This is a genomic window from Campylobacter concisus (assembly GCF_902460895.1).
Lineage (GTDB): Bacteria > Campylobacterota > Campylobacteria > Campylobacterales > Campylobacteraceae > Campylobacter_A > Campylobacter_A concisus_BC.
Map to the genome: position 1 here is coordinate 527,441 of NZ_CABPVL010000002.1, position 23,869 is coordinate 551,309.

The window sequence follows — 23,869 nt, forward strand, 5'->3', positions numbered from 1 at the left end:
TTGTATGTTGATTAAAATCATCTCAGCCAAGCGTTTTTCGCTCATATGGCTCAGAGGTAGAGCACTTCCTTGGTAAGGAAGAGGTCGCGGGTTCAAGTCCCGCTATGAGCTCCACTGGTTTATATGATTTTATATTACTATACGAATTTGAATTAGATAAAGACACATATCATAACGGAGGAAAAGATGGCTAAAGAAAAATTTTCACGCAACAAGCCACACGTAAACATAGGCACTATCGGTCACGTTGACCATGGTAAAACTACTTTAACAGCTGCAATATCTGCTGTTCTTTCACGCAAAGGTCTTGCTGAGCTAAAAGATTATGATAATATTGATAATGCTCCAGAAGAGAAAGAGCGTGGTATTACAATTGCTACTTCACACATTGAGTATGAGACAGAAAAACGTCACTATGCTCACGTTGACTGCCCAGGCCACGCCGACTATGTAAAAAACATGATTACTGGTGCTGCTCAAATGGACGGCGCTATTCTAGTTGTTTCTGCAGCAGACGGCCCAATGCCACAAACAAGAGAGCATATCTTGCTATCTCGCCAAGTTGGTGTTCCTTATATCGTTGTTTTCATGAACAAAGCAGATATGGTTGATGACGCTGAGTTGCTTGAACTAGTTGAAATGGAAATTCGCGAACTACTTAACGAGTACAACTTCCCAGGTGATGATACTCCAATAGTTTCTGGCTCAGCACTTAAAGCTCTTGAAGAGGCAAAAGCTGGACAAGATGGCGAATGGTCAGCAAAAATTATGGAACTAATGGATGCGGTTGATAGCTATATCCCAACTCCAGTTCGTGCTACAGACAAAGATCTTCTTATGCCAATCGAAGACGTTTTCTCAATTTCAGGTCGTGGTACAGTTGTAACAGGTAGAATTGAGAAAGGTGTTGTTAAAGTTGGTGACACAATAGAAATCGTTGGTATCAAACCTACACAAACAACAACAGTTACTGGTGTTGAGATGTTTAGAAAAGAGATGGATCAAGGTGAAGCTGGCGATAATGTTGGTGTTCTTCTTCGTGGTACTAAAAAAGAAGACGTTGAACGTGGTATGGTTCTTTGCAAACCTAAATCAATTACTCCTCATACAAAATTTGAGGGTGAGGTTTATATTCTAACTAAAGAAGAGGGCGGTCGTCATACTCCTTTCTTTAACAACTATAGACCACAATTCTACGTAAGAACAACTGACGTTACTGGTTCTATTACATTGCCAGAAGGCACAGAGATGGTTATGCCAGGTGATAACGTAAGAATTTCTGTTGAGCTTATAGCTCCAGTTGCACTTGAAGAAGGTACTCGTTTTGCTATCCGTGAAGGTGGTAGAACTGTTGGTTCAGGTGTTGTTTCAAAAATACTTGGTTAATTTATAAAATTATGCCAAAGGGGAAACCCTTTGGCTTTCTATAAGGAATATATATGAGAATTAAAATCGGTTTAAAATGCTCTGAGTGTGGTGATATCAATTATACTACTACAAAAAACAGCAAAACCACTACAGATAAGGTTGAGCTCAAAAAATATTGCCCAAGATTAAAAAAACATACTGTTCATAAAGAAGTTAAGTTAAAAAGCTAATTAAGAATAAGTAGCTATTAGGGCAATAGCTCCAACGGTAGAGCGCTGGATTCCAAATCCAATGGTTGGGGGTTCGAATCCCTCTTGCCCTGCCACAATTAAGGTTAAGATTATGGAAAAATTTATAAATTATATAAAGCTATCTAAATTGGAAATAATGAAAGTTATCTTTCCTACTAAAGAACAAATTAGAAATGCTTTTATTGCAGTTTTTATCGTGGTCGCTGTTGTTTCACTTTTTTTAGCTCTTGTTGATGTTATTATGTCCTTTGTTCTTTCTAAAGTTATATAGGATAAGGAAAAATAATGTCACACAAATGGTATGCTATACAAACTTACGCTGGTAGCGAAATGGCAGTAAAAAGAGGAATTGAAAATTTAGTTAGAGATCACGGTATCGAAGATCAACTAAAAGAAGTTATCGTTCCTACAGAAGACGTAATAGAGATAAAAAACGGTAAGCAAAAAATTAATGAAAGAACTCTTTATCCTGGATATGCTTTTGCATGTTTAGATCTTGATACAGCTCTTTGGCATAAGATTCAGTCTTTGCCAAAGGTTGGACGTTTTATCGGTGAGGCTAAAAAGCCTACACCATTAACTGAAAAAGATATAAATACTATCTTGGAGAAAGTTCAAAAAAGAGCGGCACCAAAACCTAAAATATTTTTTGAGGATGGTGAAAGCGTTCGCATAACAGAAGGTCCTTTTGCTAACTTTACAGGTATCGTTGAAGAATACGATATGATACATGGTAAGCTTAGACTCAATGTTTCTATTTTTGGTAGAAGTACCCCTGTTGATATTTTGTATTCACAAGTTGAGAAGATAATTTAAGGAGCAAGAAATGGCTAAAAAAGTTATAGGTGAAATAAAATTACAAATTGCCGCAACAAAAGCAAATCCTAGTCCGCCAGTTGGTCCAGCATTAGGACAAAAAGGCGTTAATATTATGGAATTTTGTAAAGCCTTTAATGAAAAAACAAAAGATATGGTTGGATTTAATATCCCAGTTGTTATTACTGTTTATGCTGATAAAAGTTTTACATTTATCACAAAACAACCACCTGCTACAGACCTTATTAAAAAGGCTGCAGGTATAACAAAGGGAACAGATAATCCTTTAAAAAATAAAGTAGGTAAATTAACAAAAGCTCAAGTTTTAGAAATTGTTGAGAAAAAACTTGTTGATTTAAATACAAATGATAAAGAGCAAGCAGCTAAGATTATTGCTGGTTCAGCTCGTTCAATGGGTGTCGAAGTAATAGACTAAAACCTTTACCGTCAGGTTGATTTTCAAAAGACGGAAGCAATTTATATGCGGAGAAATTTATGGGAAAAACTAGTAAGAGATTTCAAGAATTGCTCAAAAAAGTAGAGCAAGATAAAATTTATAACCTTAGCGAGGCTATCGATACAGTTAAAACTCTAGCTTCTGCTAAATTTAATGAGACAGTTGAGATTGCATTAAAATTAAATGTTGATCCAAGACATGCTGATCAAATGGTTCGTGGTTCTGTTGTTTTACCAGCTGGTACAGGCAAAGTTGTAAGAGTTGCAGTTATAGCAAAAGATGCTAAAGCTGATGAGGCAAAAGCTGCTGGTGCTGATATAGTTGGCGCTGATGATCTAGTTGAGGATATCCAAAAAGGTATAATGAATTTTGATGTTCTTATAGCTACTCCAAATTTAATGGGTCTTGTAGGTAAAGTTGGTAGAATTTTAGGACCTAAAGGTTTAATGCCAAATCCAAAAACTGGAACAGTTACAATGGATGTTGCACAAGCTGTTAATAATGCAAAAAGTGGTCAGGTAAATTTCCGTGTTGATAAGCAAGGAAATATACATGCAGGTCTTGGTAAGGTCAATTTTACTAAAGAACAATTAAATGAAAATATTTCAACATTTATTAAAGCTATTAATAAACATAAACCTGCGACTGCAAAAGGTAGATATGTAAAAAATGCTTCATTGTCTTTAACAATGAGCCCTTCTGTAACTCTTGATACTCAAGAAGTTATGGATTTAAAATAAGAATTTAAAGAAATTTATATCTTAGATTGGAGATAGCCGAGGCCATTGGGCTTAATTGATTCGACCCGCTCTGCTTGAAATTACCGGTCGGAAAGGAGAAAAAGTGACACGTAACGAAAAAACTGAAGTTGTTGCAAAATTAGAGAGTGAATTTAAAACTGCTGAAGCTATTGTAGTTTGTGACTATCGTGGTCTTTCAGTTAAAAAACTTGAAGTTTTAAGAAATTCTGCTAAAGAACAAAATGTAAAAGTTCAAGTTATTAAAAATACTCTTGCAAATATTGCTCTTAAAAATTCTGATAAAGTCGGAATGGAACTCAAAGATACAAATATCTATCTTTGGAGTGAAGATCAATTAGCAGTAACTAAAGTAGCCGCAAAATTTGAAGAGTCAAATTCTGATCTTTTCAAAATTAAAACAGCTTATATTGATGGCGAAGTTGCAAGCGTTGATAAAGTTAAAGCTCTATCTAAAATGCCTAGCCGTGATGAGCTTATTGCGATGCTTTTGCAAGTTTGGAATGCGCCAATTCAAAATTTCACAATTGGTTTGAATGCGCTTAAAGAGAAAAAAGAACAATCAGCTTAATTAAATTAAAAAAATAATAAGGATAAAAAATGGCAATTACAAAAGAAGACGTATTAGAGTTTATATCTAATCTTTCTGTACTTGAACTTAGCGAACTTGTAAAAGAGTTTGAAGAGAAATTTGGTGTTAGCGCAGCTCCTGTAATGGTAGCTGGTGGTGCAGTTGCTGCTGGTGGCGCGGCTGCTGCTGAAGAAAAAACAGAATTTAACATTGTTCTTGTTGATTCTGGTGATAAGAAAATCAACGTTATTAAGGTTGTTAGAGCTCTTACTGGTCTTGGTCTTAAAGAGGCTAAAGACGCAGTTGAAGGAACTCCATCTGTTCTTAAAGAAGGCGTTAGCAAAGACGAAGCTGAAGCAGCTAAAAAAGAGCTTGAAGAGGCTGGTGCTAAGGTTGAACTTAAATAATTTTTTATTATTTAGGCTTAATATTTCAAGAGAGGGCAGAGGCTCTCTCTTTTTTAAATTTTAGATGCCTTGTAAAAGGCTATACTTTTCTTTCAAAATTACCACGAGGTAGATGCAATGTTAAATAGCTTATACTCAGGAAATCGTCTTAGGGTTGACTTCTCTAATGTCGTTAAAGAGATAGACGTTCCGAACCTACTACAACTACAAAAAAAGAGCTTTGATAATTTTTTAAATCTAAATAACAATCAGACAGAAAGCGGTATCGAAAAAGTTTTTAAGTCGATTTTCCCTATACATGATCCGCAAAATCGTTTGACTTTAGAATATGTTAGCTCAGAGATTGGAAAACCAAAATATACAATCAGAGAGTGCATAGAAAGAGGTCTTACATACTCTGTAAATTTAAAAATGAAAATACGCCTTATCGTACATGAAAAAGACGATAAGACTGGTGATAAAGTTGGCGTTAAAGATATAAAAGAGCAAGAAATTTTTATACGCGAAATTCCGTTGATGACAGATAGAATTTCATTTATTATAAATGGTGTTGAGCGTGTTGTTGTAAATCAACTTCATAGAAGTCCTGGCGTTATCTTTAAACAAGAAGAGAGTGCGACTGTTGCAAATAAACTTATCTATACAGCTCAAATAATCCCAGATCGCGGATCTTGGTTGCACTTTGAATATGATACAAAAGATATTTTATATGTTAGGATAAATAAGCGCAGAAAAGTGCCTGTAACTATCTTGTTTAGGGCATTAGGATATAAAAAACAAGACATTATTAAGCTATTTTATTCGATACAAAATTTAGTTATTAAAAATAATAAATTTTTAACTCTTTTTAACCCAGAGGATTATCTAGGAAGAGTTGAGTATGATATAAAAAATGAAGATGGAGAGATTCTTCACCAAGCTGGCAAGCGTCTAACAAAGAAAAAAGCCGATAAATTAATCGAAGATGGTGTTAAATTTGTTGAGTATCCAATAGAAGCACTTATTGGTAGATATTTGGCAAACCCTGTGATAAACACAGAAAGCGGCGAAATTTTATATGACACACTATCTGCTCTTGATGAGAATAAACTTGCAAAAATTTTAGCTGAGCATGAAAGTATCGAGATCATAAACAACTCCGCAGCTGGTGTTGACGACGCTATCATAAATTCATTTATAGCTGACAATGACATGCTTAAAGTTCTAAAACAAACCGAGGGCGTTGATGATGAAAATGACCTTGCTGCGATTAGAATTTATAAGGTTATGAGACCTGGCGAGCCAGTAGTTAAAGAGGCCGCAAAGAGCTTTGTAAATGATATATTGTTTAACCCTGAAAGATATGACCTAACAAAAGTTGGTCGTATGAAGATGAATCACAAGCTTTCGCTTGATGTGCCAGAGTATGTTACTTTGCTAACTAGCGAAGATATCATCAAAACTGCAAAATATCTTATAAAAGTTAAAAATGGACAAGGTCACATCGACGACCGCGACCACCTTGGCAACCGCCGTATAAGATCTATTGGTGAGCTACTTGCTAGCGAGCTTCACCTTGGTTTTGTTAAGATGCAAAAGGCTATCCGTGATAAATTTACAAGCCTGAGCAACAATACTGACGAGATCATGCCTTATGATCTTATCAATCCGAAAATGATCACAGCGACAATTATGGAATTTTTCACAGGCGGTCAGCTAAGCCAGTTTATGGATCAGACAAACCCACTTAGTGAGGTTACACACAAGCGCCGTCTATCTGCACTTGGCGAGGGCGGCTTAGTAAAAGAGCGTGCTGGATTTGAGGTGCGTGACGTTCACCCAACTCACTACGGCAGAATTTGCCCGGTTGAAACACCAGAAGGTCAAAATATCGGTCTTATAAACACTCTTTCAACTTATGCAAAAGTAAATGACCTTGGCTTTGTTGAGGCGCCTTATAAAAAGGTTGTCGATGGTAAAGTGACTGATGAGATAGTCTATCTAACAGCGACACAAGAAGAGGGCAATGTTATCGCTCCAGCATCAACCAAGCTTGATGAAAATGGACATATTGTTGAGGATTTGATCGAGGTTAGAAAAGAGGGCGAGATGATGCTTGCTCGTAGAGAAGATGTTACCTTGATTGACCTTTGCTCTGGTATGATAGCAGGTGTTGCAGCTTCACTTATCCCTTTCCTAGAGCACGACGACGCTAACCGTGCGCTTATGGGTTCAAACATGCAACGTCAAGCTGTGCCACTACTTCGTTCAACTGCTCCTATCGTTGGAACAGGTATGGAGAGTGTTATCGCAAGAGATGCTTGGGAGAGCGTAAAAGCAAAACGTGGAGGCGTGGTTGAAAAGGTTGATAATAAAAACATCTTTATCCTTGGTGAAGATGAAGCTGGTCCATATATCGATCACTACTCTTTAGAGAAAAATTTAAGAACAAACCAAAATACGACATTTTCACAACACCCTATCGTTAAAAAAGGCGACGAGATCGAGGCTAATCAAATCATAGCTGATGGTCCAAGCATGGAAAAAGGCGAGCTAGCTATCGGTAAAAACGCACTAATTGCGTTTATGCCTTGGAATGGCTACAACTACGAGGATGCGATCGTTATTAGTGAAAAAATGATACGTGAAGATGCCTTTACAAGCGTTCATATCTATGAAAAAGAGATCGAGGCTCGTGAGCTAAAAGACGGCGTTGAAGAGATAACAAAAGATATACCAAACGTCAAAGAAGAGGAGCTTATGCACCTTGATGAAAGCGGTATAGTTAAAATCGGTACAGAGATCAAGCCTGGCATGATCCTTGTTGGCAAGGTATCTCCAAAAGGCGAGGTTAAGCCAACTCCAGAAGAAAGATTACTTCGTGCGATCTTTGGTGAAAAAGCTGGTCACGTGGTAAATAAATCGCTCTATGCTTCAGCTTCAATGGAAGGCGTGGTTGTTGATGTTAAAATTTTCACCAAAAAAGGCTATGAAAAAGATAGCAGAACAAACAAGGCTTACGAAGAAGAGAAGACACTTTTAGAAAAAGAGCATCACGATAGACTGCTTATGCTAGACCGCGAAGAGATGCTAAAAGTTACAGCACTTCTTTCTAAAAATCCACTAGCGAGCGATCAAGAGGTAAATAAAAAAGAGTATAAAAAAGGCTCAAAGATCAACAAAGCTGACTTTGAGAATATCAATAGATTTACTCTAAATGCTATCGTAAAGAGCTTTTCAAAAGATATCCAAAAGAAATATGACGAGCTAAAAAATTACTTCCAAAATGAGAAGAAAAAGCTTAAAGAAGAGCACGACGCTAAGATAGAAATTTTAGAAAAAGATGATATTTTGCCAAGTGGCGTTGTAAAACTTGTAAAAGTTTATATAGCTACAAAACGCAAACTAAAAGTTGGCGATAAGATGGCTGGACGTCACGGTAACAAAGGTATCGTTTCAAATATAGTTAGAGAAGTCGATATGCCGTATCTTCCAAGCGGTCAGATCGTTGATATCGTGCTAAACCCACTAGGCGTTCCAAGCCGTATGAACATCGGTCAAATTTTGGAGAGCCACCTTGGTCTTGTTGGTTACCGCTTAGGTGAGCAGATTAATGAAATTTTTGAGACCAAAAAAGGCGAGTGGATAAAAGAGCTAAGGGCTAAGATGATAGAGATCGCAAGCGTTGCTAAGCTAATGGACGCTAAAAAAGCTCTTGGTAAGATGAGCGATGAGAAGCTTCTTGAATATGCAAAAGATTGGAGCAATGGCGTAAGATTTGCAACTCCGATTTTTGAAGGCGTTAAAGCTGACGAATTTGCAAAACTATTTGAGATGGCTAAGATAGATAGTGACGGTAAAACCGAGCTATATGACGGACGCACAGGCTCAAAGATAAGAGAACGCGTTAATGTTGGTTGTATGTATATGCTAAAACTTCACCACTTGGTTGATGAAAAAGTTCACGCAAGAAGCACTGGACCATACAGCCTTGTTACACAACAACCTGTCGGTGGTAAGGCATTATTTGGGGGTCAAAGGTTTGGTGAGATGGAGGTTTGGGCACTTGAGGCTTATGGTGCTGCTCATACACTAAGAGAGATGCTAACTGTAAAATCAGACGATGTTGAGGGAAGACTTTCGGCTTACAAAGCTTTAACAAGAGGTGAAAACGTTCCTGAGACTGGTATCCCTGAGACGTTCTTTGTTCTAACAAACGAGCTAAAATCACTAGCTCTTGATGTGGAAGTATATGATGAGGATGAGACAAATGAAACTAACTAATTTAAAACCAGTTGAGATAAAAGAAGAGCATAGACCTCGTGATTTTGAAGCTTTCCAACTTCGTTTAGCAAGTCCTGAGAAGATAAAATCTTGGAGTTATGGCGAGGTTAAAAAACCAGAAACTATCAACTACCGCACGCTAAAACCTGAGCGTGACGGTCTGTTTTGTGCCAAAATTTTCGGACCGATCCGTGATTATGAGTGTCTTTGTGGTAAATATAAAAAGATGCGCTACAAAGGTATCAAATGCGAAAAGTGCGGCGTTGAAGTAACAACATCTAAAGTTCGTCGTTCTCGCATGGGTCACATCGAGCTTGTAACTCCAGTGGCTCATATCTGGTATGTAAATTTCTTGCCAAGCCGTATAGGTGCGCTTCTTGGTATCAAGATGAAAGACCTTGAACGAGTACTTTACTATGAGGCATACATTGTTGATAACGCTGGTGAGGCTTATTATGACAATGAAAATTCTAAAAAAGTTGAAAAATATGACGTTTTAAACGAAGAGCAATATCAAAGCCTAGCTTCAAGATATGAAGAGACTGGCTTTAGTGCTAGAATGGGTGGCGAGGTCATCTATGATATGCTAGCTGAGCTTGACCTAACTCAAATTTTAAATCAGCTACAAGAAGAGATGGAGGCTACAAATTCTGAGGCCAAGAAAAAGACTATCGTAAAACGTTTAAAGGTTATCGAGAGCTTTTTAAATTCAGGTAACCGCCCAGAGTGGATGATGATAACAAATTTACCAGTTCTTCCACCTGATCTTAGACCACTTGTTAATCTTGATGGTGGTAAATTTGCTGTTTCAGACGTAAATGATCTATATCGCCGTGTAATAAATAGAAATAGCCGTCTAAAACGCCTACTTGAGCTTGACGCACCTGAGATCATTATCAGAAACGAAAAGAGAATGCTTCAAGAGGCTGTTGATGCGCTATTTGACAATGGCCGCAGAGCAAATGCAGTAAAAGGTGCAAATAAACGCCCACTAAAATCACTAAGTGAGATCATCAAAGGTAAGCAAGGCCGCTTTCGTCAGAATTTGCTAGGTAAGCGTGTTGATTTCTCTGGACGTTCTGTTATCGTCGTTGGTCCAAAGCTAAAGATGGATCAGTGCGGTCTTCCAAAGAAGATGGCTTTAGAGCTATTTAAGCCACATTTGCTTGCTCGCCTTGAAGAAAAAGGCTATGCGACAACCGTTAAGCAAGCTAAAAAAATGATAGAAGATAAGACAAATGAGGTTTGGGAGTGCCTAGAAGAGGTCGTTAAAGACTATCCGGTCATGCTAAACCGTGCTCCGACACTTCACAAGCTCTCTATCCAGGCGTTTCACCCAGTGCTTGTTGAAGGTAAGGCGATCCAGCTTCACCCGCTAGTTTGTGCGGCGTTCAACGCTGACTTCGACGGTGATCAAATGGCTGTTCACGTGCCACTATCTCAAGAGGCTATCGCTGAGTGCAAAATTTTGATGCTTAGCTCAATGAACATCTTGCTTCCTGCAAGTGGTAAGGCTATCACAGTCCCTTCACAAGATATGGTTTTAGGAATTTATTACCTAAGCCTAGAGAGAAACGATGAAAAAGGCGCAAACAAAATTTTCTCAAGCGTTGATGAAGTAATGATCGCTGAAGAGGCTAATACTCTTGGTCTTCACGCTAAAATTAAGACAATGGTTGATAATAAGATCATCTTTACAACTGCTGGTCGCTTGATCTTAAGAGCGATACTTCCTGATTTTGTCCCTGAAAATATGTGGAATAAGATCATGAAGAAAAAAGACATTGCAAATTTGGTTGATTATGTTTATAGAAATGGCGGCCTTGAAGTAACGGCTGACTTCCTTGATAAGCTTAAAAATTTAGGCTTTAGATATGCTACAAAAGCGGGAATTTCTATCTCTATCGCAGACATCATCGTGCCAGATAGTAAGCAAAAATATATCGACGAAGCTAAGAAAAAAGTTCGTGAAATTCAAAAGCAATATGGCGCTGGTCTTTTAACAGATAGTGAGAGATACAACAAGATCATCGATATCTGGACAGATACAAATAACAGCGTTGCAAGCGAGATGATGAAGCTTATCCAAAGTGACAAGGGCGGATTTAACTCAATTTATATGATGGCAGACTCTGGTGCGAGAGGTAGTGCAGCGCAAATTCGCCAGCTAGCTGGTATGCGTGGTCTTATGGCAAAACCGGACGGCTCGATCATCGAAACGCCGATCATTTCAAACTTCCGTGAAGGTCTAAACATAATGGAGTACTTCAACTCAACCCACGGAGCTAGAAAAGGTCTTGCTGATACCGCGCTAAAAACTGCCAACGCTGGTTACCTAACAAGAAAGCTAATCGACGTTGCTCAAAACGTTAAAGTCACAATGCACGACTGCGGTACGCACGAGGGCGTTGAGATCACAGATATCACAGAGAGCGGCGAGCTAATAGAAAGCCTTGAAGAGAGAGTCTTGGGCCGTGTTTTAGCAGATGATGTGATCGATCCTATAACAAATGAAATTTTATTTAGCGAAGGCACATTGCTTGATGAGGAGAAAGCTAAGGCAATAACAGAAGCTGGCATAAAATCAGTAAGCATTAGAACTCCTATCACGTGCAAGGCGCCAAAAGGCGTTTGCGCAAAATGCTACGGATTAAATTTGGGTGAGGGCAAACTTGTAAAACCAGGTGAGGCTGTTGGTATCATCTCAGCTCAGTCAATTGGTGAGCCAGGTACTCAGCTAACGCTAAGAACGTTCCACATCGGTGGTACGGCTTCTACTGAGCAGCAAGACCGCCAAGTCATTGCTCAAAAAGAGGGCTTTATTAGATATTACAACCTTAGCACATACGAGAACAACGGCAAGAAAATCGTTGCAAACAGAAGAAGTGCTGCTGTATTACTTGTTGAGCCAAAGATAAAATCAACAATCGATGGTAAAATCGAGATCGAATATGCCCATGAAGACGTAAATATCGTTATCAAAGGCAAAAAAGAAGAGATCAAATATACAATCAGAAGAAACGACCTTGCTAAACCAAATGAACTAGCTGGTGTTAGCGGCAAGATCGAAGGCAAGATGTATATCCCTTATGCAAATGGCGATAAGGTAAAAGAGAATGAGAGTATCGTTGAGATAATAAAAGAGGGCTGGAACGTTCCAAATCGTATCCCTTATGCTAGTGAGCTTAAAATTTCAGATGGCGATCCAGTAACTAGAAAGATCACAGCAGATGCAAATGGTGTGGTTAAATTTTTCATACTAAAAGGTGACTTCCTTGATAGACTAAAAGATATAAAAAAAGGTCACAAAGTAACTGAAAAAGGCTTCTTTGTTGTCGTTTCTGATAAAGATGGACGTGAGGCAGTTCGCCACTACATCCCAAGAAATTCTATCATCCAAGTATCAGATAATGATGCAGTAGAAAGAGCGACAGTAGTCTCACTACCTGAAAAAGATGACAAGCTAATAATCGCTGAGTGGGATCCATACTCAACTCCAACTATCGCAGAAGAGGCTGGTGTGGTTAGCTTTGAAGATGTCGAGCCAGGATATAGTGCGACCGAACAAGCTGATGAGGCAACTGGTCAAAGACGTCTTGTTATCAACGAATATTTGCCAAGTGGCGTAAAACCAGCGATCATTATCACTACAAAGAGCGGACATTTGATCAAGTATCCGCTTGATCCAAAAACTGCGATCTTTGTTTCAAGTGGCGATGAAGTAGCTCAAGCTGACATTTTGGCTAAGACTCCAAAAGCTGTTGCTAAGTCAAAAGATATCACCGGTGGTCTTCCAAGAGTTAGTGAGCTATTTGAGGCAAGACGCCCTAAAAATACAGCTATCGTTGCTGAGATCGACGGCGTTGTTAGATTTGACAAGCCACTTCGCTCAAAAGAGCGCATCATCATCCAAGCAGAAGATGGCACGACAGCTGAGTATTTGATCGAGAAGAGCCGCCAGATCCAAGTAAGAGACGGCGAATTTGTTCATGCTGGTGAGAAACTAACAGACGGACTTATCTCAAGCCATGATATCTTAAGAATTCTTGGTGAAAAGGCACTTCACTACTATTTGATCAGTGAAATTCAGCAAGTTTATCGTCGCCAAGGTGTTGCGATCGCTGATAAGCACATCGAGATCATCGTCTCTCAAATGCTTCGCCAAGTCAAAATCGTCGATAGTGGAAATACAAATTTCATCGTTGGCGACATGGTTTCAAGAAACAAATTTAAAGAAGAAAACGAACGCATCATGAAAATGGGTGGCGAGCCAGCTATCGCTGAGCCGATCCTTCTTGGTGTTACAAGAGCGGCTATCGGAAGTGATAGTGTTATCTCTGCTGCGTCATTCCAAGAGACAACTAAGGTCTTAACAGAAGCGTCAATCGCTGCTAAATTTGACTATCTTGAAGATCTAAAAGAGAACGTCATCCTTGGACGTATGATCCCAGTTGGCACTGGTTTTTATAAAGATAAAAAGATAAAGATCAAAGAAAACTAATATATTAAGCCCCGCATCTGGGGCTTAATCCTCTTATAAATTTCCCCACTTAAATTTACAAAATTTCAAAATTTACAAGCCGTTAATCAATATTAAATAAAATCCCTAACTAAAAATATGTAACGGAGATATTATGAAAAATGTCGATCTTGGACTTTTATTCCTGCGCTTAGGTCTTGGAATTTGCCTTTTTATGCATGGCTTTGGCAAAATTTTACACGGAGTTGGCGGCGTAAAGAGCATTTTAGTTGATGCTGGACTACCTAGCTTTTTGGCATATTTTGCCTATATGAGCGAGGTTTTAGCCCCTATAATGATCGCTGTTGGTTTTTACTCAAGGCTTGGCGCGCTCCTAGTTTTTGGCTCTAGTCTTGTCATTTTGTATTCATATTTTGGTTTATCAAATTTACTTGAGCTAACTAATGTAAATGGCTTTAAAGCAGAGCTTATATATCTTTATATCGCTATATCACTTTGCATTATCTCGACTGGCAGCGGCAAATACGCTATCAAGCAAGACTGATCTAAATTTAGCACATATCAAATGTGCTAAATTTTCACACATTTTATTTAAAATTTAAATTTAGTTTATTTTTTTATAACACTTTAAGTTTATTGCCTTTAAATTCAAAAGTATCTCAAATTTAAAGGACACATGATGAACTCTATAAAAAAAGAGCCTTCGTTTTTACTGGCCCTTACGCCTATCTTGGTTATGATCGTAGGCCTTGCGCTTGGCGTTGGTTATATGAAACTAAAGGTTGAGCCGATCATTTTGATAGCTGCCCTTGTGGCTGGTGGCATCGCTTGGAGACTAGGATATAGTTGGAGCGAGCTTCAAGAAGGAGTGATAGAGAAAATTTCTAGTTCACTGCCAGCGCTTATGATACTTTGGGCGGTCGGTTTGCTTATTGGCTCATGGGTATTTTCAGGCACTATCCCTATGATCATCTACTACGGCGTGGATCTTATAAGTCCGCAGTATCTAGTCCTAACCGCTTTTGTCATTGCAGCTATCATCTCAACTGTAACTGGCACATCTTGGGGTTCTGCTGGCACAGTCGGTGTCGCCATCATGGGCATAGCTCAAGGTCTTGATGTAAATTTAGCAGCAACTGCTGGTGCGGTAGTCGCAGGAGCATACTTTGGCGATAAGCTCTCTCCGCTTTCAGACACAACAAACCTAGCTCCGATAGCAGCTGGCTCAGAGCTTTATGAGCACATCAGACATATGTTTTATACAACTATCCCAGCAACTATCGTTGCGATAGCGGCTTATCTATTTTTTGGAAGCGAGGCTGCAAGTAGTGGCGCGAATGTTTCAGAGTCGGTTTTGGCGCTTCAAGGTCAGCTTGATAAAATTTTTCACTGGAACATCATCTTACTTTTGCCTGTGCTTTTTGTCTTGGCTGGCTCTGTGCTAAAGTGGCCAACGATACCTGTCATGATCATAGCTTCGCTATTTTCAGTGCTTCTTGGTGTTATAGTTCAAGATTTTAGCTTTAAAAATGGCTTTATCTCAGTGATGACTGGCTTTAACGTCACGATGAGCGGCATTAATATAGAGTTTTCAAAAGATATCACTAAGCTTCTAAATAGAGGCGGTGTGAGCTCGGTAAATTCAACCACTATCCTAGTCATCTGCGCTATGGGCTTTGCTGGCATCATCTCAAAAACTGGCATGCTTACAAAGGTGCTTCACACTATCATGGCAAAGGTCAAATCAGCAGCAGGCGTCATCATCTCGACTATCGGATCATGCCTAACTGTCGCATTTGTCACAGGTAGTTCATATCTTTCTATCCTCATCCCTGGCGAGATGTTTAAAGACTTTTATAAAGAGAAAAATTTAGCAGCCAAAAACCTCTCAAGAACGCTTGAAGACTCTGGCACTGTGATCGTCCCACTCATCCCTTGGTCAGCAGCAGGCGCATATATGACTGCTACACTTGGTGTGCCAACGGTAGAGTACTTGCCATGGGCGATACTAAACTACATGGGCGTTGTCTTTGCTATCATTTTAGCACTCACCGGCATCGGCATAGCTAAGATAAATAAGGACGCCAAATGATACTTATAAAAAACGCCAAAATTTACTCGCCAAAATTTCTTGGTCAAAAAGATATATTTATATGTAATGGCAAGATCGTCTGCATAGCTGAAAATTTAGAGCCAAATTTACCAAATGTAAAGGTGATCGACGCTTCAAATTTCATAGCTATACCAGGTCTCATAGATAAGCATGTGCATATAACAGGTGGTGGCGGCGAGGGCGGCTTTAAGACTAGAGTGCCTGAGATCATGCTATCAAATTTAATAGAAGCTGGTATAACGACGGCTGTTGGACTACTTGGAACTGACAGCACGACAAGAAGCGTTGAAAATTTAGTCGCAAAAGCACACGCACTAAACGACGAGGGCATCACATGCTATGCTCACACTGGCGCATACAGCTCTAAAACGCCAACCATAACTGGCGAGATCGAAAAAGATATTGTCTTTGTTGATCCGATAATCGGCACCAAGCTAGCCATAAGCGACCACCGCTCATCAAGCGTGAGCAAAGATGAGCTCGCTCACATAGTCTCGGCTGGCAGGGTGGCTGGTATGATCAGCTCAAAGTCAGGCCACACCACGCTTCACATGGGTGACGGCAAAAAGGGCTTAAATTTGATCTATGAAGTGCTAAACGAGTATGACATGCCAATCACGCTATTTCAGCCAACGCACGTAAATAGAAACGAGGAGCTTTTTAAACAAAGCTTTAAATTTATAAAAGATGGCGGCTATATCGACTTTACCTGCATGCCAGGACTTACGCCACTTGATGCTGTAAAGCGCATCAAAAAAGAGAATTTACCGACAAATAAGATAACCATTAGTTCAGACGGCTTTGGTAGCTACTCTAGCTACGATATCGACGGAAATTTACTAAAAATTGGCATCGCTAGCGTTAAGAGCCTATATGAAGAGTTTATAAATTTTGTAAAAGATGGCTTTAGCATCGAGGAGGCGTTGCCATATTTTACGACAAACGTGGCAAAAAGCGTGGCCTTGCAAAACAAAAAAGGCGAGATAAAAGAAAATTACGATGCAGATATTTTGCTAATCGATGAGAAATTTGAGATTAAATTTGTCGTTGCAAAGGGTGAAATTTTAAAAGATGACAGTGGTTTTATAAAAAAAGGAACGTATGAATAAGTCTAACTTATTAACCGTTATTTAAGCTTTTTTTAAATAAAATTAGGTCTTTTTAATAAATTTAGTTGAAAGGAATTATTGTGCCAACCATAAATCAATTGGTCAGAAATGAACGCAAGAAAGTGACTGTTAAGTCAAAATCTCCAGCGTTAAAAGAGTGCCCTCAAAGAAGAGGAGTTTGCACTAGGGTTTATACTACAACTCCTAAAAAACCAAACTCAGCTTTGAGGAAAGTTGCCAAAGTTAGGCTTACAAGCGGTTTTGAAGTCATCAGCTATATCGGCGGTGAAGGTCACAACCTACAAGAACACAGTATCGTTTTAGTTCGCGGCGGTAGGGTTAAAGACTTACCAGGTGTTAAATATCACATCGTTCGTGGTGCACTTGATACTGCTGGTGTTGCAAAAAGAACAGTTTCTCGTTCTAAATATGGTGCAAAACGCCCTAAAGCTGGCGCTGCTGCTCCAAAAAAGTAAAAAATTAGGTTCGCAGACGTTGCTTAAATTTGCAAACGTTTGAGTAAAATTTCATAAAAATTTGAAGGAAAAATCAAAATGAGAAGAAGAAAAGCTCCTGTAAGGGAAGTTTTACCTGATCCGATTTACGGAAATAAAATAATCACTAAATTTATTAATTCTCTTATGTATGATGGCAAAAAAAGCGTCGCTACAGAGATAATGTATGGTGCTATTAAAGCTATCGAAAAGAAAAATGCTGAGGTTAAAGGCATCGACGTTTTTAACGACGCTATCGAAAATGTAAAACCTATTTTAGAAGTTAAATCACGCCGTGTTGGTGGTGCTACTTATCAAGTGCCAGTTGAGGTTCGCCCAGCTCGCCAACAAGCTCTTGCTATCCGCTGGCTTATAACTTACGCTAGAAAAAGAAGCGAAAGAACAATGGTTGATAAACTAGCAAATGAGCTTTTAGATGCGGCAAATTCAAAAGGTGCATCTTTCAAGAAGAAGGAAGATACTTACAAGATGGCAGAGGCTAATAAAGCATTTGCCCACTACCGCTGGTAAGAAAGAATTAGTATGGCAGAGAGAAAAACGCCTTTACATAAGGTAAGAAATATCGGTATTGCGGCTCACATTGATGCTGGAAAGACAACTACTAGTGAGAGAATTTTGTTCTTCACTGGTATGAGCCATAAGATAGGTGAGGTTCATGATGGCGCTGCTACTATGGACTGGATGGAGCAAGAAAAAGAGCGTGGTATTACTATTACATCAGCTGCAACTACAGCGTTTTGGAAGGGCTACCAAGTAAACCTAATCGACACTCCGGGACACGTTGACTTTACTATTGAGGTTGAGCGTTCTATGCGTGTTCTTGACGGTGCTGTTGCGGTATTTTGTTCTGTTGGTGGTGTTCAGCCACAGTCTGAAACTGTTTGGAGACAAGCAAATAAATATCACGTACCAAGAATTGTTTTTGTTAATAAAATGGACAGAATTGGTGCAAATTTCTTTAGAGTTGAAGAGCAGATTAGAGAAAGACTAAAAGCAAATCCAGTACCTATCCAAATTCCTATCGGTGCAGAGGATAACTTTAAAGGCGTGGTTGACCTTGTAAGAATGAAAGCATACGTTTGGAATGACGAGAAAAAGCCAACTGACTATGTAGAAGAAGAAATTCCAGCTGAAGTTAAAGATAAAGCTGAAGAATACCGTGCAAAACTAATCGAAGCTGTTTCTGAGACAGACGATAGCTTGATGGAGAAATTCTTTGCAGGTGAAGAGCTAACTGAAGAAGAGATCAAAAAAGGTATAAAAGCAGGCTGCTTAAGAATGACTATCACGCCTATGCTTTGCGGAACTGCGTTTAAGAACAAAGGTATTCAACCTCTACTTGATGCTGTTGTTGATTATTTACCAGCTCCAGATGAGATTGCAGCGATAAATGGTGTTTACGAAGATGGTACTGAAGTGACTGTTGAAAGTACAGATGATGGTGAATTTGCCGCTCTTGCGTTTAAGATCATGACTGACCCATTTGTTGGACAGCTAACATTTATCCGTGTTTATAGAGGAAGCCTTGAAAGTGGTAGCTATGCTTACAACACAGTTCAAGACTGCAAAGAGAGAATCGGCCGCTTGCTAAAAATGCACTCAAATAAACGTGAAGAGATTACAGAGCTTTTTGCTGGTGAAATCGGCGCTGTTGTTGGCCTAAAAAGTACCCTAACTGGCGATACTCTTGCAAGTGAAAAAGATAAAGTTATCCTTGAGAGAATGGACTTCCCAGAGCCAGTTATTAGTGTTGCGGTTGAGCCAAAAACAAAAGCAGATCAAGAAAAAATGGCGATCGCTCTTCAAAAACTAGCTCAAGAAGATCCAAGCTTTAGAGTTAGCACTGATGAAGAGAGCGGACAAACTATCATTAGTGGTATGGGTGAGCTTCACCTAGAGATCATTGTTGATCGTATGCTTCGTGAATTTAAAGTAGACGCTGAAGTTGGTCAACCACAAGTTGCTTACCGCGAGACTATCCGTAAGGCAGTTGAGCAAGAGTATAAGTATGCTAAACAATCAGGTGGTCGTGGTCAATATGGTCACGTATTCTTACGTATCGAGCCACTTCCAGCTGCTAGTGGATTTGAATTTGTTAACGACATCAAAGGTGGTGTTGTTCCAAAAGAGTATATCCCAGCTGTTGAAAAAGGTTGTAAAGAAGCGCTTCAAAGCGGTGTTCTTGCTGGATATCCAGTTGAAGATGTTAAAGTTACACTTTTTGATGGTAGCTACCACGAAGTTGACTCATCTGAAATGGCATTTAAGCTTGCTGCTTCTATGGGCTTTAAAGAGGGCGCTAGAAAAGCAGGTGCGGTTATCCTTGAGCCTATGATGAAAGTTGAAGTTGAGACTCCAGAAGAGTATATGGGTGATGTTATCGGTGACCTTAATAAGCGCCGTGGCCAAGTAAATTCAATGGATGATAGAAATGGTATAAAAATCATTGCAGCTTATTGTCCACTTGCTCAAATGTTTGGCTACTCAACAGATCTTCGCTCAATGACTCAAGGTCGTGCGACTTACTCTATGGAATTTGATCACTACGAAGAAGTTCCTAAAAACGTAAGTGAAGAGATTATTAAAAAGAGAAATGGCTAATTAGCCAAAATAGGGCAGAGCGATCTGCCCTTTAAAATTTAACTACTTGAGTAAAAATTTAAACTAACTTGCAAATTTGTCCTCATAGCTCAGCTGGATAGAGCGCAGAATTCCTAATTCTGAGGTCGTGAGTTCGAACCTCGCTGGGGACACCACTCCTGCTTTTAATACCATGCAATAACAATCTTTTATAGAGTGCTTTAAATCATTTATATTTAGAATTCTTATTTTTATAAGTAGTTGTGTTTGGCATATAAATAAATTTATTTTTTTAATGAATTATTTGTATGATCTCATTAACAATAAAATTTATCAACAAAAATTTTATATATTTAATAATCCATGCTAACATTTCAAAAATTTATTTAAGGAGAGTAGATGAAAAAAATTTTACTTTTAGGAGCCGTTTGTTGCATGTTGTCAGCTGATGTTAAAACTGTTAATATAAGCCCAGATGAGATCAAAAAATATGATCAGATCGTTGATATTAGAACTCCATCTGAATGGCAAGAGACTGGCATCATAGCTGGTGCGAAGACCATCACTTTTGATCCAAGTAATAAGAGTGCATTTTTAGATGAGCTTTCAAAAGCGGTTGATATCAAAAAGCCTATCGCTCTTGTTTGTAGAAGTGGCAGAAGAAGCACAGCAGCAGCTGCAGCGATAGATAGCTCAAATCTTAAGATTATAAATTTAGATGGTGGTATGAGTAGTTTGCTCGAGCAAGGCTACAAAACTACACCTTATAAAAAATAGACAAATCTCTAAATTCTACATTTGACTACAATATAAATTTATTTTGTAGTCAAAATTTATACTAAATAATAAATTTTATTATTTGATTAACCAGTGATTAACTCTAAGTCAATATAATTTCACCACATTTAAACAATAAAGAAGGAGACAAAATGTCAAAAGTTATTTTACAGTTAAACACAATTCAGGCTGATGCAAACGCACTTTATATCAAATTTCATGATCTTCACTGGAATGTAAAAGGTATTCAATTTTTTAGCGTCCACGAATACACAGAGAAAGCTTACGAAGATATGAGCGAGATTTTTGATGACGCAGCTGAGAGGGCTCTTATGCTTGGCGGCAGACCTATCGTCAAGGCCGAAGAGCTAGCAAAAGTCGCTCACATAAAACACGAGCCAAAAGAGAGTTACACTCCAACTGAAGTTTTAGAGATCGTTTTGGCTGATTACAGGCACCTTTTGGGTGAGTTTAAAAAGCTTGATGAGCTTGCAGAGGGCGACACAACAACTCAGATGTACGCACAAGATCAAATAGCTAAATTTGAAAAAGCCATCTGGATGCTAAACGCAACACTTGGTAAATAATCACAGCGGGAGCTCTCCCGCTTTACTCTAAATAAATTCCACCTTTTGGCGATATAGTTTTTATAAACTTATAGGAGCCAAATATGCAAATCAGTCAAATCGTAAGCTCATACAACACTTCAAGCGTAAAAGAGAATGTAAAATCAGAAATTTCACTTCATAAAGATGAAAAAGAGATTTCTAAAAAGCAGCCTGAGGTTTCAAATTTAAGCGCGAAAGAGATCTCAAATAGCTACTTTTTGCAGTATCAAAAAGATATTACTCAAAGCGCTAGCTCAAATTTACTAGCTCAAGGTGGTCTAAGCTTTAATGTACCTGAAAATTTATCAGACATCTTATCTGGCCTTGATCTAGCAGGCATCGGCTACAACGGCAAAGCTCTAGGAGAGCTAAGTAGCGATGAGGCGAGCGAGCTAGTTAGTGAAAATGGCTTTTTTGGCATCGCAAATACGGCTGAGAGGATAGCCGGCTTTGTGCTAAATGGCGCAGGTGATGATGTAGAGAAGCTAAAAGCTGGCAGAGAGGGCGTGGCAAAAGGTTTTGAGGATGCAAAGAAAATTTGGGGCGGAGAGCTTCCTGAAATTTCACAAAAGACTATCGAAAAGACGCTTGAGACGCTCGATAAAAAGATCGCTGAGCTTGGCGGTAATGTTTTAAACGTATCAGCCTAAATTTCTTGGGGTCTCTCCCAAGAAATTTGTATATTAATGTAAGCACAAAACTCAAATTTTAAAATTCGCAAATTTTATTTAATCTTAAAAGCTATACTTTTCTCTTTATATTAAGGAGAAAAGATGAAAGCTAAAATTTTACTTCCTCTAGCAGTAGCCACTATTTTTTTGGGATGTTCATTTTTTGATGACAATCCGCCAGTCCGCAAGCAACCAAGACAAGCTATCAAAACTACACCTGCAAAAAGCTCCATCAAAGGCTTCATAAAAGATGTTAGCTATAAAGATTCGAAATACTGCTACGAGATAGTAGCCAGCGATGTGAAAAATCACAAACTAAACAAAGCAAATTTTTGTGCAAACAGATATTATTACGATAAAGGCGATCTTGTCTATGCGACTTTTTACGCAGATAAGCTCATAGACATGCTTCTTATAAAAGAGGGCGGCTCTAGAGGCGCATATAATGGCATAAGAAAACCACAAAATGAAGTAGTCGTTAAAAGAAAAAATATAAAAACAAATATCGAAGTACCAAAAGAGGAGAAAATTTCTTTTTAGATTACCGTTGATTTACTGCTAGCATATATAATTTCATCAGCAATCAAAACTAGAACTCCTTTTAAGGGGCAAAGCAACGGCCCCTTTTTCCTTTTATCCCTTTTTTAAAAGTCTCATTTGTAAAAGTTAAATTATCAAAATATACCTCTTTTTGGTTAAAATCGGTAAACGATCGGTAACAAAAATGCAAAATTTTATGATTTTTTAAGCTTTATCTTAAAATTTATTGATTATAATCGTCGACACAAAAACCTTAAAAGGAGAAAAAATGAAACTAACAAAAATTAGTTTAGCCGCTTTGGTTGCTTTAGGCGCATTCTCAAGTATAGCAAGTGCTACTCCACTTGAAGAAGCTATAAAAAATGTTGATCTTTCTGGTATGGCAAGATACAGATATACTCATGTACATGATTATGACAAAACACAAAAAAATGTTAAAAAATCAAATGAGGCTGGCCATAACTTTAAAATGATCACAAATTTTAAAGCTGCTATCGATGATAACTTCTTTGGCGTTGTTGGTTTAAGATACAATGCTACTGATGGCTCAGGTGATAATGCTGGTGCTGGTACAGATAAAACAAACACAACTGGAACTTTTGGTGTTCACCAATTCTATCTTGGCTATAAGATCGGCGGTACTACTATAACAGCTGGTAAACAAACTATTGACTCATACTTTACTGATGACGCAATCGGTACTGGCGTAAGAGTAGTAAATGAAGATATTGAAGGTCTTACTCTAACAGCTTTAGCTTTTGATGCTCTTGAAGGCAATGGCGAGAGCGATGGCAAATTATATGATGCAGCTGTAACTAATAAATTAGATAGATATGATGTTGGTAACTTATATGCAGCTGGTATTGCTGGTTCATTTAATCCAGTTAGCTTCCAACTATGGTACGGTACATTAACTAATCTAGCTGATGTACTTGCAGCTGACGTTTCAGCTAAATTCGACATCACTAATGACTTTGCCCTAGGTGCAAGACTTAACTATGCAAATAGCACAGCTGATAAAGAAGCTAAAAACATCCTTGGATACAATGATGGTAACTTCTATGCTGGCGAACTTTCAACTTCACTATTTGGTTTTGACCTAGCTGCTGGTTATATCGGCTGGAAAGCTCAAGATAAAGGTATATCAGCATTTACATTTGAAGATCAAGGTAGCCTAATAACTGCTGGTGAAGATGTATTTGACTGGACATATGCAGAGGGTAAAGGTAACTTCTTCTATGCAACAAGTGCATATACATTTGATAAATTCAAAGTTGGTTTAGATTATGTTAAAGGTACTCAAAAAACTTCAGCTGGTGCTGGTAACCCAGATGTAAAAGATAAAGTTGAAGAATTTGTTCCAAGATTTGCTTACCAATACAACAAAAAGCTAACATTTAGCTCATTCTACTCTTTCCAAACTCACAAACTACCTAATGATGTGAAGACAAAAGAAGACAAATTTAGATTTGAAGCTAAATACTCATTCTAATTCATAGCTCGTTAATCAACTTATGATATAATCCCGGGTCGGAGCAATCTGATCCGGGATTTTTAAATTTAGAGCAAAATTTCAAGGAAACTT

21 protein-coding genes and 3 tRNA genes are annotated in these 23,869 nt (G+C 38.5%); all 24 read left to right on the plus strand.

All coding sequences use genetic code 11. The annotated features are described in order from the left end of the window. The first annotated feature begins 39 nt into the window (after positions 1–39). The 24 genes from F3G98_RS03865 (at position 40) to F3G98_RS03980 (ending at position 23,776) form a co-directional block, all read left to right on the plus strand. Positions 40–114: transfer RNA gene (locus F3G98_RS03865), tRNA-Thr, on the plus strand. Between the two features lie 72 nt (positions 115–186). After that, positions 187–1,386, plus strand: a complete 1,200-nt coding sequence (gene tuf, locus F3G98_RS03870; protein ID WP_002941132.1) for an elongation factor Tu — start codon at positions 187–189, stop codon at positions 1,384–1,386. Positions 1,387–1,439: 53 nt separating this feature from the next. Continuing rightward, on the plus strand, positions 1,440–1,598 hold the full coding sequence (rpmG, locus tag F3G98_RS03875; protein ID WP_002941157.1) for a 50S ribosomal protein L33: 159 nt from the start codon (positions 1,440–1,442) through the stop codon (positions 1,596–1,598). Between the two features lie 19 nt (positions 1,599–1,617). Further along, positions 1,618–1,693: transfer RNA gene (locus F3G98_RS03880), tRNA-Trp, on the plus strand. 17 nt (positions 1,694–1,710) lie between these two features. Next, positions 1,711–1,890, plus strand: coding sequence for a preprotein translocase subunit SecE (gene secE, locus F3G98_RS03885; RefSeq protein ID WP_002941070.1), 180 nt, complete (start codon positions 1,711–1,713; stop codon positions 1,888–1,890). A gap of 11 nt (positions 1,891–1,901) precedes the next feature. Continuing rightward, positions 1,902–2,435 (plus strand): transcription termination/antitermination protein NusG, encoded by a 534-nt coding sequence (gene nusG / locus F3G98_RS03890; RefSeq protein WP_180385147.1) that lies wholly within the window; start codon positions 1,902–1,904, stop codon positions 2,433–2,435. 10 nt (positions 2,436–2,445) lie between these two features. Beyond that, positions 2,446–2,871, plus strand: coding sequence for a 50S ribosomal protein L11 (rplK, locus tag F3G98_RS03895; RefSeq protein ID WP_021092996.1), 426 nt, complete (start codon positions 2,446–2,448; stop codon positions 2,869–2,871). 59 nt (positions 2,872–2,930) lie between these two features. Beyond that, the gene (gene rplA, locus F3G98_RS03900; RefSeq protein WP_002941167.1) at positions 2,931–3,632 is read left to right on the plus strand and encodes a 50S ribosomal protein L1; all 702 of its coding nucleotides are present in this window, start codon (positions 2,931–2,933) and stop codon (positions 3,630–3,632) included. A 103-nt stretch (positions 3,633–3,735) separates the two neighbouring features. After that, the gene (gene rplJ / locus F3G98_RS03905; protein WP_009294520.1) at positions 3,736–4,221 is read left to right on the plus strand and encodes a 50S ribosomal protein L10; all 486 of its coding nucleotides are present in this window, start codon (positions 3,736–3,738) and stop codon (positions 4,219–4,221) included. A 29-nt stretch (positions 4,222–4,250) separates the two neighbouring features. Beyond that, positions 4,251–4,628, plus strand: coding sequence for a 50S ribosomal protein L7/L12 (gene rplL, locus F3G98_RS03910; protein ID WP_012001504.1), 378 nt, complete (start codon positions 4,251–4,253; stop codon positions 4,626–4,628). 117 nt (positions 4,629–4,745) lie between these two features. Then, positions 4,746–8,891, plus strand: a complete 4,146-nt coding sequence (rpoB, locus tag F3G98_RS03915) for a DNA-directed RNA polymerase subunit beta (protein ID WP_149725767.1) — start codon at positions 4,746–4,748, stop codon at positions 8,889–8,891. Beyond that, a complete protein-coding gene (gene rpoC / locus F3G98_RS03920) occupies positions 8,878–13,392 on the plus strand; it encodes a DNA-directed RNA polymerase subunit beta' (protein ID WP_087583693.1) in 4,515 nt (1,504 codons plus the stop codon). Before rpoB ends, rpoC begins: the two co-directional genes overlap by 14 nt. Positions 13,393–13,525: 133 nt before the next feature. Continuing rightward, on the plus strand, positions 13,526–13,915 hold the full coding sequence (locus tag F3G98_RS03925) for a DoxX family protein (RefSeq protein WP_087582018.1): 390 nt from the start codon (positions 13,526–13,528) through the stop codon (positions 13,913–13,915). 135 nt (positions 13,916–14,050) lie between these two features. Further along, positions 14,051–15,463 (plus strand): Na+/H+ antiporter NhaC, encoded by a 1,413-nt coding sequence (gene nhaC / locus F3G98_RS03930; RefSeq protein WP_149725768.1) that lies wholly within the window; start codon positions 14,051–14,053, stop codon positions 15,461–15,463. Continuing rightward, positions 15,460–16,593: a beta-aspartyl-peptidase gene (iadA, locus tag F3G98_RS03935; RefSeq protein WP_149725769.1), complete on the plus strand. Its 1,134-nt coding sequence runs from the start codon at positions 15,460–15,462 to the stop codon at positions 16,591–16,593. Before nhaC ends, iadA begins: the two co-directional genes overlap by 4 nt. Before the next feature lie 80 nt (positions 16,594–16,673). Beyond that, positions 16,674–17,069, plus strand: coding sequence for a 30S ribosomal protein S12 (gene rpsL / locus F3G98_RS03940; RefSeq protein WP_002941121.1), 396 nt, complete (start codon positions 16,674–16,676; stop codon positions 17,067–17,069). A 78-nt stretch (positions 17,070–17,147) separates the two neighbouring features. Continuing rightward, a complete protein-coding gene (rpsG, locus tag F3G98_RS03945) occupies positions 17,148–17,618 on the plus strand; it encodes a 30S ribosomal protein S7 (RefSeq protein ID WP_103608426.1) in 471 nt (156 codons plus the stop codon). A gap of 12 nt (positions 17,619–17,630) precedes the next feature. Next, positions 17,631–19,709: an elongation factor G gene (gene fusA / locus F3G98_RS03950; protein ID WP_103608424.1), complete on the plus strand. Its 2,079-nt coding sequence runs from the start codon at positions 17,631–17,633 to the stop codon at positions 19,707–19,709. A gap of 78 nt (positions 19,710–19,787) precedes the next feature. Continuing rightward, a tRNA-Arg gene (locus tag F3G98_RS03955) sits at positions 19,788–19,864 on the plus strand. A 223-nt stretch (positions 19,865–20,087) separates the two neighbouring features. Then, positions 20,088–20,465, plus strand: coding sequence for a rhodanese-like domain-containing protein (locus F3G98_RS03960; RefSeq protein WP_103617959.1), 378 nt, complete (start codon positions 20,088–20,090; stop codon positions 20,463–20,465). A 152-nt stretch (positions 20,466–20,617) separates the two neighbouring features. Beyond that, entirely contained in the window at positions 20,618–21,052 is a 435-nt protein-coding gene (locus F3G98_RS03965) for a Dps family protein (protein ID WP_103608323.1), read from the plus strand. 83 nt (positions 21,053–21,135) lie between these two features. Then, on the plus strand, positions 21,136–21,723 hold the full coding sequence (locus F3G98_RS03970; RefSeq protein WP_103608322.1) for a hydrogenase-4 component G: 588 nt from the start codon (positions 21,136–21,138) through the stop codon (positions 21,721–21,723). 123 nt (positions 21,724–21,846) lie between these two features. Further along, positions 21,847–22,284 (plus strand): hypothetical protein, encoded by a 438-nt coding sequence (locus F3G98_RS03975; RefSeq protein WP_103608321.1) that lies wholly within the window; start codon positions 21,847–21,849, stop codon positions 22,282–22,284. A 268-nt stretch (positions 22,285–22,552) separates the two neighbouring features. Further along, positions 22,553–23,776, plus strand: coding sequence for an OprD family outer membrane porin (locus F3G98_RS03980; protein ID WP_103608320.1), 1,224 nt, complete (start codon positions 22,553–22,555; stop codon positions 23,774–23,776). Positions 23,777–23,869 lie beyond the last annotated feature (93 nt).

Bases quoted from the DNA above. Each gene is read 5' to 3' on its own strand.
- tuf (WP_002941132.1), top strand. From the start codon at position 187: ATGGCTAAAGAAAAATTTTCACGCAACAAGCCACACGTAAACATAGGC.
- rpmG (WP_002941157.1), top strand. From the start codon at position 1,440: ATGAGAATTAAAATCGGTTTAAAATGCTCTGAGTGTGGTGATATCAAT.
- secE (WP_002941070.1), top strand. From the start codon at position 1,711: ATGGAAAAATTTATAAATTATATAAAGCTATCTAAATTGGAAATAATG.
- rplK (WP_021092996.1), top strand. From the start codon at position 2,446: ATGGCTAAAAAAGTTATAGGTGAAATAAAATTACAAATTGCCGCAACA.
- rplA (WP_002941167.1), top strand. From the start codon at position 2,931: ATGGGAAAAACTAGTAAGAGATTTCAAGAATTGCTCAAAAAAGTAGAG.
- rplL (WP_012001504.1), top strand. From the start codon at position 4,251: ATGGCAATTACAAAAGAAGACGTATTAGAGTTTATATCTAATCTTTCT.
- rpoB (WP_149725767.1), top strand. From the start codon at position 4,746: ATGTTAAATAGCTTATACTCAGGAAATCGTCTTAGGGTTGACTTCTCT.
- rpoC (WP_087583693.1), top strand. From the start codon at position 8,878: ATGAAACTAACTAATTTAAAACCAGTTGAGATAAAAGAAGAGCATAGA.
- F3G98_RS03925 (WP_087582018.1), top strand. From the start codon at position 13,526: ATGAAAAATGTCGATCTTGGACTTTTATTCCTGCGCTTAGGTCTTGGA.
- nhaC (WP_149725768.1), top strand. From the start codon at position 14,051: ATGAACTCTATAAAAAAAGAGCCTTCGTTTTTACTGGCCCTTACGCCT.
- iadA (WP_149725769.1), top strand. From the start codon at position 15,460: ATGATACTTATAAAAAACGCCAAAATTTACTCGCCAAAATTTCTTGGT.
- rpsG (WP_103608426.1), top strand. From the start codon at position 17,148: ATGAGAAGAAGAAAAGCTCCTGTAAGGGAAGTTTTACCTGATCCGATT.
- fusA (WP_103608424.1), top strand. From the start codon at position 17,631: ATGGCAGAGAGAAAAACGCCTTTACATAAGGTAAGAAATATCGGTATT.
- F3G98_RS03960 (WP_103617959.1), top strand. From the start codon at position 20,088: ATGAAAAAAATTTTACTTTTAGGAGCCGTTTGTTGCATGTTGTCAGCT.
- F3G98_RS03965 (WP_103608323.1), top strand. From the start codon at position 20,618: ATGTCAAAAGTTATTTTACAGTTAAACACAATTCAGGCTGATGCAAAC.
- F3G98_RS03970 (WP_103608322.1), top strand. From the start codon at position 21,136: ATGCAAATCAGTCAAATCGTAAGCTCATACAACACTTCAAGCGTAAAA.
- F3G98_RS03975 (WP_103608321.1), top strand. From the start codon at position 21,847: ATGAAAGCTAAAATTTTACTTCCTCTAGCAGTAGCCACTATTTTTTTG.
- F3G98_RS03980 (WP_103608320.1), top strand. From the start codon at position 22,553: ATGAAACTAACAAAAATTAGTTTAGCCGCTTTGGTTGCTTTAGGCGCA.